General features: G+C 58.2%; 15 protein-coding genes and 1 riboswitch. Of the genes, 10 read left to right on the top strand and 5 right to left on the bottom strand.

Annotation, left to right across the window (positions count from 1 at the left end):
- Positions 1 to 4 precede the first annotated feature (4 nt).
- From map to rplQ, 9 genes are all read left to right on the top strand, one after another.
- Positions 5 to 775, top strand: a complete 771-nt coding sequence (gene map / locus H8Z83_RS08970) for a type I methionyl aminopeptidase (RefSeq protein ID WP_187014700.1) — start codon at positions 5 to 7, stop codon at positions 773 to 775.
- Between the two features lie 12 nt (positions 776 to 787).
- Complete coding sequence (locus H8Z83_RS08965; protein WP_187014699.1) at positions 788 to 1,072, top strand: KOW domain-containing RNA-binding protein; 285 nt, start codon at positions 788 to 790, stop codon at positions 1,070 to 1,072.
- 3 nt (positions 1,073 to 1,075) lie between these two features.
- On the top strand, positions 1,076 to 1,294 hold the full coding sequence (gene infA / locus H8Z83_RS08960; protein ID WP_187014698.1) for a translation initiation factor IF-1: 219 nt from the start codon (positions 1,076 to 1,078) through the stop codon (positions 1,292 to 1,294).
- A 54-nt stretch (positions 1,295 to 1,348) separates the two neighbouring features.
- Positions 1,349 to 1,462, top strand: a complete 114-nt coding sequence (gene rpmJ / locus H8Z83_RS08955) for a 50S ribosomal protein L36 (RefSeq protein ID WP_014116882.1) — start codon at positions 1,349 to 1,351, stop codon at positions 1,460 to 1,462.
- Positions 1,463 to 1,484: 22 nt separating this feature from the next.
- Entirely contained in the window at positions 1,485 to 1,850 is a 366-nt protein-coding gene (gene rpsM, locus H8Z83_RS08950) for a 30S ribosomal protein S13 (RefSeq protein WP_187014697.1), read from the top strand.
- Between the two features lie 15 nt (positions 1,851 to 1,865).
- On the top strand, positions 1,866 to 2,258 hold the full coding sequence (gene rpsK, locus H8Z83_RS08945; RefSeq protein ID WP_187014696.1) for a 30S ribosomal protein S11: 393 nt from the start codon (positions 1,866 to 1,868) through the stop codon (positions 2,256 to 2,258).
- Positions 2,259 to 2,282: 24 nt separating this feature from the next.
- Positions 2,283 to 2,885 carry a 30S ribosomal protein S4 gene (rpsD, locus tag H8Z83_RS08940; protein WP_187014695.1) on the top strand — a complete coding sequence of 201 codons (603 nt, stop codon included), beginning with the start codon at positions 2,283 to 2,285 and terminating at the stop codon, positions 2,883 to 2,885.
- Between the two features lie 92 nt (positions 2,886 to 2,977).
- A complete protein-coding gene (locus tag H8Z83_RS08935; protein ID WP_187014694.1) occupies positions 2,978 to 3,928 on the top strand; it encodes a DNA-directed RNA polymerase subunit alpha in 951 nt (316 codons plus the stop codon).
- A 56-nt stretch (positions 3,929 to 3,984) separates the two neighbouring features.
- On the top strand, positions 3,985 to 4,326 hold the full coding sequence (gene rplQ / locus H8Z83_RS08930; RefSeq protein ID WP_187014693.1) for a 50S ribosomal protein L17: 342 nt from the start codon (positions 3,985 to 3,987) through the stop codon (positions 4,324 to 4,326).
- 203 nt (positions 4,327 to 4,529) lie between these two features.
- Here rplQ and H8Z83_RS08925 read toward each other — a convergent pair whose 3' ends face one another.
- Positions 4,530 to 6,626, bottom strand: coding sequence for a glutamine synthetase III family protein (locus H8Z83_RS08925; RefSeq protein WP_187014692.1), 2,097 nt, complete (start codon positions 6,624 to 6,626; stop codon positions 4,530 to 4,532).
- A 270-nt stretch (positions 6,627 to 6,896) separates the two neighbouring features.
- Positions 6,897 to 6,989: riboswitch (SAM riboswitch) on the top strand.
- 84 nt (positions 6,990 to 7,073) lie between these two features.
- On the opposite strand from H8Z83_RS08925, the gene metK reads away from it, so the two are divergent.
- The gene (gene metK, locus H8Z83_RS08920; protein WP_187014691.1) at positions 7,074 to 8,255 is read left to right on the top strand and encodes a methionine adenosyltransferase; all 1,182 of its coding nucleotides are present in this window, start codon (positions 7,074 to 7,076) and stop codon (positions 8,253 to 8,255) included.
- Between the two features lie 60 nt (positions 8,256 to 8,315).
- Here the strand turns inward: metK and H8Z83_RS08915 are convergent, their stop codons facing one another.
- The 4 genes from H8Z83_RS08915 to H8Z83_RS08900 form a co-directional block, all read right to left on the bottom strand.
- A complete protein-coding gene (locus H8Z83_RS08915) occupies positions 8,316 to 10,889 on the bottom strand; it encodes an N-6 DNA methylase (protein WP_187014690.1) in 2,574 nt (857 codons plus the stop codon).
- A gap of 34 nt (positions 10,890 to 10,923) precedes the next feature.
- The gene (locus tag H8Z83_RS08910) at positions 10,924 to 11,814 is read right to left on the bottom strand and encodes a DMT family transporter (RefSeq protein WP_187014689.1); all 891 of its coding nucleotides are present in this window, start codon (positions 11,812 to 11,814) and stop codon (positions 10,924 to 10,926) included.
- A gap of 35 nt (positions 11,815 to 11,849) precedes the next feature.
- Positions 11,850 to 13,247 carry a MocR-like pyridoxine biosynthesis transcription factor PdxR gene (gene pdxR / locus H8Z83_RS08905; RefSeq protein ID WP_187014688.1) on the bottom strand — a complete coding sequence of 466 codons (1,398 nt, stop codon included), beginning with the start codon at positions 13,245 to 13,247 and terminating at the stop codon, positions 11,850 to 11,852.
- A 79-nt stretch (positions 13,248 to 13,326) separates the two neighbouring features.
- The gene (locus H8Z83_RS08900) at positions 13,327 to 14,109 is read right to left on the bottom strand and encodes a DUF975 family protein (RefSeq protein ID WP_187014687.1); all 783 of its coding nucleotides are present in this window, start codon (positions 14,107 to 14,109) and stop codon (positions 13,327 to 13,329) included.
- Between the last annotated feature and the right edge of the window lie 254 nt (positions 14,110 to 14,363).

Raw genomic sequence — 14,363 nt, 5'->3', positions numbered from 1 at the left:
GCTTATGATTACGCTCAAATCCGCACATGAGATCGAACTGATGCGCCGAGCGGGAAAAATTACCGCGGCTGCCCGTGCTTTGGCAGGGGAAATGGTAAAGCCCGGCGTAACAACCCAGGAGATCGACAGGGCAGTGGAGCATTTCATCCGCAAGCAGGGTGCCGTTCCCTCATTCCTCCATTTTCCCGGCCCGCCGGGAGTCCGGGCATTCCCCGGCAGTGTCTGCGCCAGTGTCAACGATGAGATCATCCACGGTATCCCGGGTCCCCGGGTGCTGCAGGAGGGTGACATCGTCAGCATTGATGTAGGCGCCTATATCGGAGGATATCATGGGGACTGCGCAGCCACCTTCCCCTGCGGCAAGGTCTCTCCGGAGGCTCAGAATCTGATCGATGTGACCAGACAGAGCTTCTTCGAGGGCATCAAGTTTGCCAAGGAAGGCTGCCGGCTGTATGATATTTCCGCAGCGATCCAAGGTTATGTGGAGAGTCACGGCTGCTCCATCGTCCGTGAATATGTCGGTCACGGCATCGGCACGGAGATGCACGAGTCACCTGAGATTCCCAACTACGGTCATCCAGGCCGCGGACCCCGGCTTCTTCGGGGCATGACCATCGCGGTTGAACCCATGGTGAACGCCGGCACTGCCGCCATCCGCCAGATGCCAGACGGTTGGACCGTCCGGACTGCGGACGGCAAGTTGGCGGCCCACTATGAGAATACGCTTCTGATCACCGACGGGGAGCCTGAGATCCTGACGGCTCCCGCCATCTGAGGAAAGACGTATATGGAGATCGCAAAATCAGATATTGTTCGTTCCGATGCCGGCAGAGATCAGGGAAAACTCTTCATCGTTCTCGCGGTGGAGGGGGAGTACCTTCTGCTGGCAGACGGAAAAGGCCGCAAGGCGGAGTCACCGAAACGCAAAAAACGCAAACACGTGCTGTTTGTGGCGGAGGATGACAGCCGTCTGGCGGATAAGATCAAACGCAGCGAGAAGATCACCAACAGTGAGCTTCGCAGGACACTCGCGGCCTACCGCGGGGAAGTCCAACCGGACCAGGAGGGATAACGTTTGGCAAAATCCGACATGATCGAAGTGGAAGGCGTTGTGGTAGAGTCCCTGCCCAACACGACTTTCCAGGTGGACATTGGAAATGGCCACATGATTCTGGCACACATCTCCGGAAAACTCAGAATGAATTTCATCAGGATCTTGCCCGGCGATAAGGTCACCGTGGAGATGTCTCCCTATGACCTGACCCGTGGCCGGATCACCTGGCGCAGCAAATAAGCCGCGTCCGGCGAAATCTAAGACACAAAACGCTGAAAGGAAGGTTACAAACTTATGAAGGTAAGACCGTCCGTGAAGCCCATGTGCGAGAAGTGCAAGGTTATTCGCCGCAAAGGCCGTGTTATGGTGATTTGCGAGAACCCCAAGCACAAGCAGCGCCAGGGCTAAGATTGATTGGAGGTTAAAAAGTATGGCACGTATTGCCGGTATTGACCTGCCCAAGGATAAGCGCATTGAAATCGGCCTGACCTATATCTATGGCATTGGCCGCAAGAGCGCGAAGGACATCCTGGAAAAGGCCGGGGTCAACCCTGACACCCGCGTGAAGGATCTGACTGACGCCGAGGAGCAGAAGCTCCGTGACGTGATCGACAACTATATCGTCGAGGGCGATCTGCGCCGTCAGACCGCTCTGGACATCAAGCGCCTCAGCGAGATCGGCTGCTACCGCGGCATGCGTCATCGCAAGGGCCTGCCTGTCCGCGGCCAGCGCAGCAAGACCAACGCCCGCACCCGCAAGGGCCCCAAGAAGACCATCGCAAATAAGAAGAAGTAAGAAAGGAGAACAGCAATGGCACAGGCAAAGAAAGTCATCCGCCGTCGGCGGGAGAAGAAGAACATTGAGCGCGGCCAGGTCCATATCCGTTCTTCTTTCAACAACACCATGGTAACCGTTACCGATACCCAGGGCAATGCTATTTCCTGGGCTTCCTCCGGCGGACTGGGTTTCCGCGGCAGCAAGAAGTCCACTCCCTTCGCGGCTCAGACCGCAGCCGAGACGGCTGCCCGCGCCGCTATGGAGCATGGCCTGAAGACCGTTGAGGTCTTCGTCAAGGGTCCCGGCCAGGGCCGTGAAGCCGCTATCCGCGCGCTGCAGGCCGTGGGTCTGGAAGTGACCATGATCAAGGACGTCACCCCCATCCCCCACAATGGCTGCCGTCCCCCGAAGCGCCGCCGCGTGTAATCGAAAGAGGAGGTAACAAGCAATATGGCAAAGAATATGCAGCCCATCGCCAAGCGCTGCAAGGCTCTGGGCATCTCTCCTGCTGAGATGGGTTACGCTAAGAAGACCACCAATCGTAATCCCGGCGGCCAGATGCGTAAGAAGAAGAGCGAATACGGCCTCCAGCTGGCTGAGAAGCAGAAGGTCAAGTTCATCTACGGTGTTCTGGAAAAGCAGTTCCACGCTTACTATGAGAGCGCTGCTGCCGCTTCCGGTAAGACCGGCGATAACCTACTGATCCTGGTTGAGCGCCGTCTGGACAACGTTGTGTATCGTATGGGTCTCGCCGCTACCCGCCGTCAGGCCCGTCAGCTGGTGAGCCACGCCCACTTCACCGTCAACGGCAAGAAGGTCAACATTCCTTCCTACCTGGTGAAGGCTGGCGATGTCATCGAAGTGGCCGAGAGCAGCCGTTCTTCCGAGCTGTTCAAGCGCCTCACTGGTGAGAATGCCCCCATGACCCTGCTGCCTGCCTGGCTGGAGCGCACCAAGGGCACTCTCCAGGGTACGGTTGCTCACCTTCCCACCCGCGAGGAGATCGATACTCCCGTGGAAGAGCACCTCATCGTCGAGTTGTACTCCAAGTAATTGGGAGGATACCCTCGAAGAATGGTACGAACTGCAAGCGGCACGCGGCTTGACCGCGTGACCGCAATGACAAGATGAAGGAGGGTAACCGCATGATCGAAATTGAGAAGCCCCAGATCGAGTGCATCGAGACCCCGGCTGACATCACTTATGGCAAGTACGTGGTAGAGCCTCTGGAGCGCGGCTATGGCACCACCCTCGGCAACGCCCTGCGCCGCATTCTGCTTTCCTCTCTGCCCGGCACTGCGCCGACGACCATCAAGATCGACGGTGTGCAGCACGAGTTTTCCACCATCCCCGGCGTCAAGGAGGATGTGACGGAGATCGTTCTGAACATCAAGAGCTTGCTGACCAAGCTCCATGGTGATTCCGGCAAGACCGTCTATATCGAGGCGGTGGGTCCCTGCACAGTTACCGCCGGCGACATTAAGGCCGACGGTGAGGTGGAGATCCTGAATCCGGATCTGCACATTGCGACGCTGGACAGCGGTGCCACGCTGAACATGGAGATCACCCTCTCCCATGGTCGGGGCTATGTGCCCGCCGACCGGAATAAGCCCACGCAAAACGTCATCGGCACCATTGCCGTGGATTCCATCTATACCCCTGTCAAGAAGGTCAACTACACTGTGGAGCCTACCCGTGTGGGTACCTCCAGCGACTTCGACAAGCTGACGCTGGAAGTCTGGACCGACGGGACCATTTCTGCCCGGGACGCTGTTTCTCTGGGCGCCAAGATCCTGTGCGACCACTTCACTCTGTTCACCGACCTCTCCGAAAGCGTTGGCAGCAAGCCTACGGTGGTGGAGAAGGCGGAGGCCCAGCGTGACAAGGTACTGGAAATGACCATCGAGGAGCTGGACCTCTCTGTCCGCAGCTTTAACTGCCTCAAGCGCGCCAACATCAACACCGTCGAGGACTTGATCTCCAAGACCGAGGACGAGATGATGAAGGTCCGCAATCTGGGCCGCAAGTCCCTGGAAGAGGTCATCAACAAGCTGGCGATGATGGGCCTGCACCTGGCTGACGAGGAAAACAACTAAATTTTCCGCCGGGAACACCCCGGCGCACCAAAATCCTTACAAGGAGGAGAACCGAAATGCCCGGAACTCGGAAACTTGGCAAGACCAGCGACCAGCGCATGGCTATGCTGCGTCAGCAGGTCACTGATTTCCTGGATAACGGCAAGATGGAGACCACCATCACCCGTGCCAAGGAAATCAAGCCCATGGCTGAAAAGATGATCACCCTGGGTAAGAAGGCCGATCTGGCCGCTTACCGTCAGGCGATGTCTTTCATCACCCGCGAAGATGTCTGCAAGAAGATCTTCAAGGAGATCGCTCCCAAGTATGCGGAGCGCAACGGCGGCTATACCCGCATCATCCGCACCGGCATCCGCCGCGGCGATGCTGCTGAGACCGCTATCATCGAGCTCGTCTAATTCAGACCGGCTCACGGCGTAAGCACTGATAAAAGCCCCATTGTCATGGAACTCGAGACCATGACAATGGGGCTTTTTATAGGTTAATTAAATAGCTGTAACGCCATTTTATGTAGAACAAGCCCCGGAAAAGCTTTCGGGGGCTTGTTCAGAAAAAAGAAGAAAAAGAAGAAAAAAGAGAAAAGCAAAAATAAGAACTGGACTTACCGCACGCCAAAGAGGAGATCTCCGTAGGTGGGGAAGGGCCAATATTTGTCGGCAGTGATGGACTCTGCCTCGTCGCAGACCACTCGCAGCTCTGCCATTTTTTGCAGGACCACATCCCGGATCACATAGGCTGCGTCCGTTACATCGGGGATTGCTTTCAACCGGATCAGGGTGGTATCCAGAGAGGAAGCGGCGTCACTGATCTCGTCCGCCAGCTTGGAGAGTTTGGAGATCAGATCCTTTTCATATTTACAGGCCAGCCCGGGAACCGCCGCAGTTTTGGCGGCCACGGTGCCGGACAGATCGCCCAGATAGGCCTCAACAGCAGGCAGAATTTCCTTTCGGACCATATCTACCATGGTAAGCCCCTCGATATTGACGGTCTTGCAGTAGTTTTCCAGACAGATCTCATACCGGGAACGGATCTCCGCTTCGGAAAAGATCTTCAGAGATGTGAGCATTTCCACGTTTTTCTTTTCCAGCACGGTGGCCAGAGCATCCGGTGTGGTGCGGAGATTCAGCAGTCCCCGTTTTTCTGTGGCCTCCTTGATCCAGGCGTCATCATAGCCGTTGCCGTTGAAAATGATCCGCTTGTGGGCCTTGATGGTCTCCTTGATCAGGTCATGGAGCGCGGACTCAAAATCAGACACACCCTCCAGCCGGTCGGCAAACTCCTTCAGCGTTTCCGCCATTGCTGCGTTGAGCATGATGTTGGCACAGGCGATAGAATCAGAAGAGCCAACCATACGGAACTCGAATTTGTTGCCAGTGAAGGCAAAGGGGGAGGTCCGGTTGCGGTCTGTGGTGTCCCGGGTGAATTTAGGCAGCACATGAACGCCCAGCTTCAAAACGGTTTTCTCGGTGCCGCTGTAAGGGGTGTCCGTCTCAATGGCATCCAGAACAGCGGTAAGCTCGTCGCCCAAAAAGATAGAGATTACAGCAGGAGGCGCTTCGTTGGCTCCCAAACGATGATCGTTGCCGGCAGTGGCCACAGACAGCCGCAGCAGATCCTGATAATTGTCTACGGCCTGAACGGCGGCGCAGAGGAACAGCAAAAACTGGGCATTTTCATAGGGCGTCTCACCGGGTTTGAACAGATTCACGCCGGTGTCCGTAGCCAGAGACCAGTTGTTGTGCTTGCCGCTGCCGTTGACGCCAGCAAAGGGCTTTTCTGCCAGCAGGCACACCAGACCGTGACGGGAGGCAACCTTCTGCATGATCTCCATGGTCAACTGGTTGTGATCCGTGGCGATGTTTGCCACGGAGAAAATGGGAGCCAGCTCGTGCTGAGAGGGCGCTACCTCATTGTGCTCCGTTTTGGCCAGAATACCCAGCTTCCACAGCTCCGTGTTCAGATCCTCCATGTAGGCTTCCACCCGGGGCTTGATAGCACCGAAATAGTGGTCATCCAGCTCCTGTCCCTTGGGAGGCTTGGCGCCGAATAAGGTCCGGCCGCAGAAGACCAGATCCTTCCGCTTTTCGTACATGGCCTTGTCGATCAGAAAATACTCCTGTTCAGGTCCTACGCAGGGACGGACGCACTTGACGTCCTCATTGCCGAAGAGCTTCAGGACCCGAAGAGCCTGCTTGTTCAGCGCCTGCATGGATCGCAGCAGCGGTGTTTTCTTATCCAGAGCTTCCCCGCTGTAAGAGCAGAACGCCGTTGGGATACACAGAGTATGGCCTTTGATGAAAGCATAGGAGGTGGGGTCCCAGGCGGTATAGCCGCGAGCCTCAAAGGTGGCCCGCAGGCCGCCGGAGGGGAAGGAGGAGGCATCAGGCTCTCCCTGAATCAGCTCTTTACCGGAAAATTCCATGATGACGCCGCCGTCGGGAGACGGAGCAATGAAGCTGTCATGCTTTTCCGCGGTGACGCCGGTCAGGGGCTGAAACCAGTGGGTAAAATGGGTGGCGCCGTGTTCCACAGCCCAGTCCCGCATGGCGGTAGCCACCGCGTCTGCCACATGGGTGTCCAGAGAAGCACCCTCATCAATGGTCCTCTTCAGAGAAGCATAAACATCGGAGGGCAGCTTGGCCCGCATGACCCGGTCATCAAATACCAGACTGCCGAAATAGTCAGAAACTGTACGCATGTGTAAACTCCTTTCCCTCATGAAAAAGGGGGCACCGATCCCCCGGAATCACATTCCGAGACACCGTTGCCCCTCCGTATAACGAACAAAAATGGCGTCTTGAAGATCACTCTCCAAGACGCCATTGCCTTTGATGTTGGGGATTATACACGATGTGATTTTGCTTGTCAAGATGTTTCCTACAAAAAAACGGAGAAATTTTCGGGAAATTTGCCGAAGTCTCTTGACATCCCGGAAATACCTGTTAAGATAGAAGTACAATTTCAAAGTCCCTTATCAAGAGTGGCGGAGGGAACGGCCCGATGAAGCCACGGCAACCTGTTTTCACAAGGTGCCAATTCCGACGGAAACGACAGATGAGGAGCGGAAAACGATCTTTTCACGCGCTTCCATGTCGGGAGCGCGCGTTTTTTGTCATCCGGCGAGGGACAGCAAAGGAGAAAGAACATGGCAAGAACCTACTTATTTACCTCTGAATCCGTGACTGAGGGCCACCCCGACAAGATCTGCGACCAGATCTCTGACGCGGTGCTGGACGCCATTCTGGCCAAGGATCCCAACGGCCGCGTGGCCTGCGAGACCACCGCTTCCACCGGCCTGGTGCACATCATGGGCGAGATCACCACCAGCTGCTACGTGGATATTCCCAAGATCGCCCGGGAAGTTATCCGGGACATCGGTTATGACCGTGCCAAGTACGGCTTTGACTGCGATACCTGCGGCATCATTTCCAACATCGACGAGCAGTCCAGCGACATCGCTCTGGGCGTGGACAAGTCTCTGGAGGCCAAGGAAACCGGCGAGGCCGAGCTGGATAACGGCGCCGGCGATCAGGGCATGATGTTCGGCTACGCCTGCGACGAGACCCCGGAGCTGATGCCCCTGCCTATTTCTCTGTCTCATAAAATGGCCCGGAAGCTTACCGAGGTCCGCAAGACCGGACTTGTGAACTATCTGCGGCCTGACGGCAAGACTCAGGTCACTGTGGAGTATAACGGCGAGAAGCCCATCCGTGTGGATACCGTGGTGCTCTCCACCCAGCACAGCCCCGAGGTGACGCTGGAGCAGATCCGCAAGGATATGATCGATATGGTCATCAAGCCCACCATTCCCGCAGAACTGCTGGACGAGAATACGAAGATCTATGTGAACCCCACCGGCCGGTTCGTCATCGGCGGCCCTCAGGGTGACAGCGGTCTCACCGGCCGGAAGATCATCGTGGATACCTATGGCGGCAGCGCCCCTCACGGCGGTGGCTGCTTCTCCGGCAAGGACCCCACCAAGGTGGACCGCTCCGCTGCTTACGCCGCCCGCTGGGTGGCCAAGAACATCGTGGCGGCAGGACTGGCCCGGAAGTGTCAGGTGCAGCTGGCCTACGCCATCGGCGTGGCCCAGCCCGTCAGCGTACTGGTGGATACCTTCGGTACCGGTACGGTGGGGGATGAGAAGCTGGAAGAGGCTGTGAAGAAGGTCTTTGACCTGCGGCCCACCGCCATCATCCGGGATCTGGACCTGAGAAAGCCCATCTATCGCCAGCTGGCGGCCTACGGCCACATGGGCCGCGAGGATCTGGGCGTATCCTGGGAAAAGACCGACCGGGTGGACGCCCTGAAGGCTGCCCTTCAGTAACGGAATAAACTGTCAGATAGAACCCACCCCGGAGTACACAGTACTCCGGGGTGAGTTTTTTCAAATCTTTTCCAGCATGGACCGGACGGTGTCCAGATCCGCGGAAGTGAGGCCGTAAAGCGCGGCTACCGCCCGGTCAAGCTGCTGCCGGACGGCGTCCTGACAGCGGGGGTCTGAGGTTCGGTGGCCCTCCTCGCAGAGAGCGGCGATGGACAGATGACGGCTGTCCGCGGGGTCAAAGGCCGGAATATGCAGCTTGTCCAGCACATGAGCGGAAATACTGGTGGGGTTCATGTAGCAGGTGACGCAGCAGCGCACCGGAGCGGAGCTGAGAATTCCGCAGAGATAATAGGCCTCCTCCCGGCAGTCAGTGCCCACATAGACCACCTTTTCGTTGGGCAGGGGCAGCGTTTCTCCCAGATAGGGGTCCTGCATCGGTGCGATGACCGCCGTGATGAAGGAGCGGGCGATGTAGCGCCACGCTACCTTGTAGCGGGAAAACGTATAGGGTCCCACCCGCAGCAGCGCATAGAAGTAACGCCCTTGGATGGCCCGTTCCCACCCGGCGAAGCCTTTCCGGGTTTCCAGAAGATCCCGGAACCGGGTCAGGTAGGCGTAGGTCAGCGGCAGATCCTGTCGCAAATCCGCTTCCGCGAGGGGATAGATTTTGGTTTCAGCCGTGTGGGGGCACAGCAGCCAGGCGCGGCTGCGGACGCTCCACTGGGAGAGGTCACTGCCCTGAATGAGGGGATAGACGCAGGTTGGCTCCAGCTCCGCCGTAACGGCGGGGGCCTTGCGGCGGGCCTTTTCCGCCAGATTGGTGACCCGCAGGGCATTGCCTGTCCGTTCCAGAATCTGAAGCTGATAGACGGCGTTGGCCCCGCCGGTGAATACGCCGGTCCGGGCCTGATAGGGATTGCTGCCTAAAAGAGCGTCCAGTACTGGAGCAAGTCCATTGGGAGCGCTGACCCACACGGAGCCGGGATCCTCCCGGTGGGCGGGAGCGGCGGTCATGTTCTCCATCCGCACAAAGGGAAGAACGGAGGCAATCGTCGCGTCCGGTGACCGGACCGCCCGCCGGAAGCCGGGCTTTGCCTGCCAGTGCCGGTAGGGGACAGGGAAAACGTGGCGGGCGTCCCGCTGGATGAGTACCAGCGCAACAGGGGTGCAGATCCCGTCAAAGGGTCGGATACGGCCAAGGTCCTCCACCTCAAGCACCCGGAAATCCAGACCGGGGCCGTCCAGATGGAACCGCCGGAATCCGGCGCCGTTCTGGGCGGAGCGGAAGGTGGCCTGCCGCAAGATAAAGCTGAGGTGTCCACTGGGGACGAGAAAGCGGTCCAATGCGGCGCAGGTGAACAGGGTAGACACATCCTCCTTGGAAAAACCGAGCCGGGGGCCTTTCACCTGCAACAGGCCGTATTCCTCCCACAAATGCTGGGACCCGGCCCGATACCGGGGGAACAGGTACTCCCAGTTCACCCATGGGGGATTTCCCATGACTATATCTGCCTTTTGATGGAAGAACGCCCAGATACGGTTCAGCAAAATACCGGCCAAAAGAAGCCGCCCATTCGGGGGCAGAGAGGTGAGTAGACCGCGTGCTTCCGGCATGGAAAGAAATTCCTCCGGATCGGGGTGCATTTTCACTGCCTGACGGCAGAGGGACAGGGGAACATCACATGCCAGACCACAGCCGGTGTCGATCACCAGTGTATCCCCCCGGAGGATGGGAATATTCAGAGCATCATAGCGGTAAATGGGAAGAAACAGACCCGCTTCCGGCAGTGGCTGGCAGGCTATGACGGCCAGATAATTGACCTTCGCCGTCAGGACTGCCAATGGGTGGAGGTCGAAGCCTGCCACCTGATCGGATAAGGGAGGACCTTGGGGCGTATCCGCCCGGATCATGCGGAGAGCCTGGATCAAAAAAACACCGGAGCCGCAGGCGGGGTCCAGAAAGCGCAAATCTCCGGCCTGCTGTCCGCTGGCGCTGACGGCATTTTGCAGGGTCCGTTCCGCCAGCCAGCCGGGGGTGTAGTATTCCCCAAGGGCATGGCGGAGGGCCGGGGGGACCACGGTTTCGTAGATGCGGCTGAGACTGTCCGGGGAAAGGGTGCTGCCTTCCGGACAGGTGTCAAAGGACTCCAGACAGGCCCGCAATTCCTCACACTGGGTTTCCAGCGCCGGGTCCCAGATGTCCAGCGGCCAGATATACCAGTCATCCCCACAGAAATTGCGGATACCCCGGTTAACAAAGGCCCTGCCGGAGAGAAGCTCCGTCAGAGGCGGTTCGGGAGTCGCGCCCCGGAGGGTGTTCCAGGCGATGAGCTTGATGAGCACACTGTAAAAGGTCTGGATGCTTTGCAGGAGCCGGGGCAATTCCGGCGGTGTGTCAAAACCAAACCGATCACCCAAGGACCCGGCGTCGGTTTTTGCATTGGGAGAGAGCCGCTGGCGCAGATCACCGTAGATCAGCTCCAATTCCTGCGCCCACAGCTCAAACAGCGCTGAACCTTCCCACAGGGTGGGGTCCAGCCACTGATAAAAACAACGGACACACCGCACCATGACACCATGGAGCGGTGTGTCCTCTTTTTTCAGTTGGATCAAGATGGAATGCAGATCGTACATGGTCCCTCCGGCGGGCAGACTGCCGTCTGACAGTTTATTTGGTTTCCGCAGCGGCCCGGACGGGCAGTTCGCTGATAAGGGTGGAGCCCAGCACCAGAACGGCGCCAAGGATGCCGCTCCAACCCAGAGGCTCCTTCAGCAGCAGAGCGGAGAGGAAGATGGCTACGATGGGGTCGATGTAGCTGAACAGCACCACCGTCTGGGCGGGGAGATAGGTCATGGAGCCGAAGAACAGGGAATAGCACCAGCCGGTGTGGAAAACACCTACGATCAGCAGCAGTACGGCGCCCAGAGGTGTCAGAGTCATAGCGGCTACATCCTCCGTCAGCAGGATATAGGGGATCATCACCAGTGCTGCCACCGCCAGCTGTACCAGAGTCCGCTCACAGGCGGGGACCTGATCCAGAAACTTGTTGATGGACACATCGCTGGCATAAAGCACGGCGGAAAGAAGGGCCAGCAGGATACCGGTGGCTTCCCCGGCTTCCGGCAGGCCGGACTGGGGGACTCCGGAGACAAACACCATGCCGCACAGGGCGGCCAGCACACAGAGAAGCTTTCGGGGCGTCAGTTTTTCATGGAAGAGAAAGGGGGAGGCCAGCGTCACGAACACCGGCGCCATGTAGTAGCACAGGGTAGCGGTGGCCACGGTGGTGTAACGGTAGGCTTCAAACAGCGTGATCCAGTTGAAGCTGATGATCGCGCCGGAAAGAGCCAGCAGCTTCCAATGCGGCTGGACGCTTGCCCACCGAAAGGGTGTCCGGCGGAAATACAGCAGAAGCAGCAGGAACACTGCGCCCACCGCGCCGCGGACAAAGGCGATGACAGAGGAGGGCAGGTTGATATAGCGGACAAAAATGCCGATGGTGCCGAAGGCGGTGACGGCAATGATGAGATCCAGCTTGGCACGGTTGACGGACTTCATAGGAACAAACCTCTCTTGGAAGAAAATGATATATTTTATGCCAGCAGCGGCAGCAGGACATCCGTCAGCAGCTGGAGGGCCTCCTCCAGATCGGACTGGGACAGACCGGCGTAGTTGATGACCAGCGTGTGGGCGAAGCGGGGGTCCGGTACGGCGGCATACTCTGAGAGAAAGCTCAGTCGGATGCCGGCCTCCGCCGTCAGGCGGCGCAATTCTTCATCGGAGCGGTTGGTATCCAGCCGCAGCAGAAAGTGCAGACCGGCCCCCTCCTCGGAAAAGGTGACATGGCTGGCCAGCGGCGAAGCCCGGAAGGCGCTGATGGTGGCGGAGCGGCGGTCCCGATATTCCTTCCGCATCCGGGAGAGGTGACGCTCGTAGTGGCCCCCGGCGATGAAACGGGCCAGAACGTGCTGCTCCAGCGCAGGGACCGTACAGGCATAGAAGCCCAGCTCCTGCCGGTAGCGTTCCAGCAGCCGGGGCGGTAGCACCAGAAAGCCAAGACGCATAGAGGGGGAAATGGTCTGGGAAAAGGTGTTCAGGTAAATGACCCGGCCCCGGTCATCGATGCTTTGCAGGGTGGGGATGGGACGACCAGTGTAGCGGAACTCGCTGTCATAGTCATCCTCGATGATGGTGGAACCGGTATCCTCCGCCCATCGCAGAAGGGCTTGCCGCCGGGCGATGGGGGTCACCAGTCCGGTGGGGTACTGGTGGTTGGGGGAGATGTGCAGTGCCCGCGCCTTGGATCTCATCAGCGCCGCCAGTTCTACGCCCTGATTATCCAGCGGGATGGGGACGCAGGCGGCTCCGCAGGCGTCATAGACCTGACGGATCTTGGGATAGCCGGGGTCCTCCACGGCGAACACCGTGTCCCGGCCCAGCAGTTGGGCCAGCAATAAGTAAAGGTATTCCGCACCGGCGCCGATGACGATCTGTTCCGGAGAGACTGCCATACCTTTGAAGTCCCGGAGATCGTCGGCAATGGCCTGCCGCAGGGCAGCCAAGCCCTGATGGGGGACCGGGGACAACAGAGCCTCCGGTGCTTCCGAGAGGACCTGCCGGGTGAGGCGGGCCCAAGTGGAGACGGGGAACCGGGCAGTGTCCACCTGATTGCGGGCCAGATCCAGCCGCCAGGAAACAGTGGTGGTCTCCGGCATCAAAACCGAGCGGACAGCAGGCGGTGGGGCCTGCTCCACGGCGGAGACAAAAAAGCCCCGCTTGGGTTGAGCCTGTAAATAGCCCTCCGCTTCCAACTGGCTGTACGCGCCCTCCACGGTAACAACGGAGACCCGCAGATGCTCCGCCAGCGCCCGCTTGGAGGGAAGCCGCGTCCCGGCGGGCAGAGCACCGCTGAGAATGTCCGCCCGGATCCGGCGGCACAGGTATTCATAGAGGGGGAGAGAACCCCGCTCCTCCATGGGGTAAGTCAGCATAGCGGCACCTCCAGAATGGGATGGGAAAAACGCCCCGGCAAGGGTGACCCAGCCGGGGCGGAATGATTAGAAAGAAAACTCAGAAACTGCCCGGGCCGTCGGAGAAATCTGTCCGCCGGGAGCGGAACTCCGGCATATCTTCCTTGGCAGCATCGAAATAGGCAAGCTGGACGCACTGGTAGTTGGGCAGGTAGAAGATGGACAGCGCATAGACAAAGGCGGAGGCCGTCAGGATCTGCCACAGAGGCATGGGAGCGGCGAGGGCCGCATAGGGGTCCATACCGCTGAACCCAAGGGTCAAAATCGCCTGACTCGTGAAAAAGAGACTGGGAAGCATACTCAGCAGGATCCATCCCATATAGCTGAGATCCAGCTTGAACAGCTCCATTTTATACCCCTGCGTTTGCCGCTTGCTTAAATTCAGTGCCTCCATAATATCCATATCCGGATTTTCATAGAGATTATAGAGGGCGAAGCTGTAACGGTAATGGGCGATGAAGCCGGGGAACACAAACAGCATAGACCACAGGAACACAAACAGGTTGATGACGATATTCAGAGCGATGATCTTGCCGGTGAAGGAAAAGCCGTCGAACAGCACCGCGTATTCCGAACGTTCCCGGCGGCGGATGTCCATGCAGTAGAAGGCAAAGCCGGCGGCTAAGATCCACCCGGCCAGCGTTGTGAGGATGGAGAGGAAGGTGGATACCAGCTCCGGCCCGGGAATCAGGGCCTCCAGCAGGCTGAGCAGAAACAGACAGGCGCAGTACAGGGCCGTCATACCCTTGGGGGATACCTGAGCTGTCTGCAAGAGTTTCCGGGTCTGGGCTTTCATTTCGGCGCGGTCAATGGGTTTCGTCATAAAAAGGGACCTCCATTCGCCGCTCCGGCAGACAGGCCAAACTGCGGCGATACTTTCTGAAAGATATGCTTCATCATAGCATACCTCTGAAAAAAAGACAAGAGAGGCAGAGAGGGTACAGCGACTGCGGGAGTTGTCGGCAGGAAAATATGCAGGTTGACCAAAAAGAAAGGGTGGGCTTGTGCAAAAACAGGGAAAAAGTGGAGGAATACAAAGAAATTGATAAATTTTCTGCAAAAAAACGAATTCATAGT

The sequence above is a fragment of the Dysosmobacter segnis genome (genome assembly GCF_014297285.1).
GTDB lineage: Bacteria > Bacillota > Clostridia > Oscillospirales > Oscillospiraceae > Oscillibacter > Oscillibacter segnis.
This window is presented reverse-complemented; position numbering and strand designations above follow the sequence as displayed.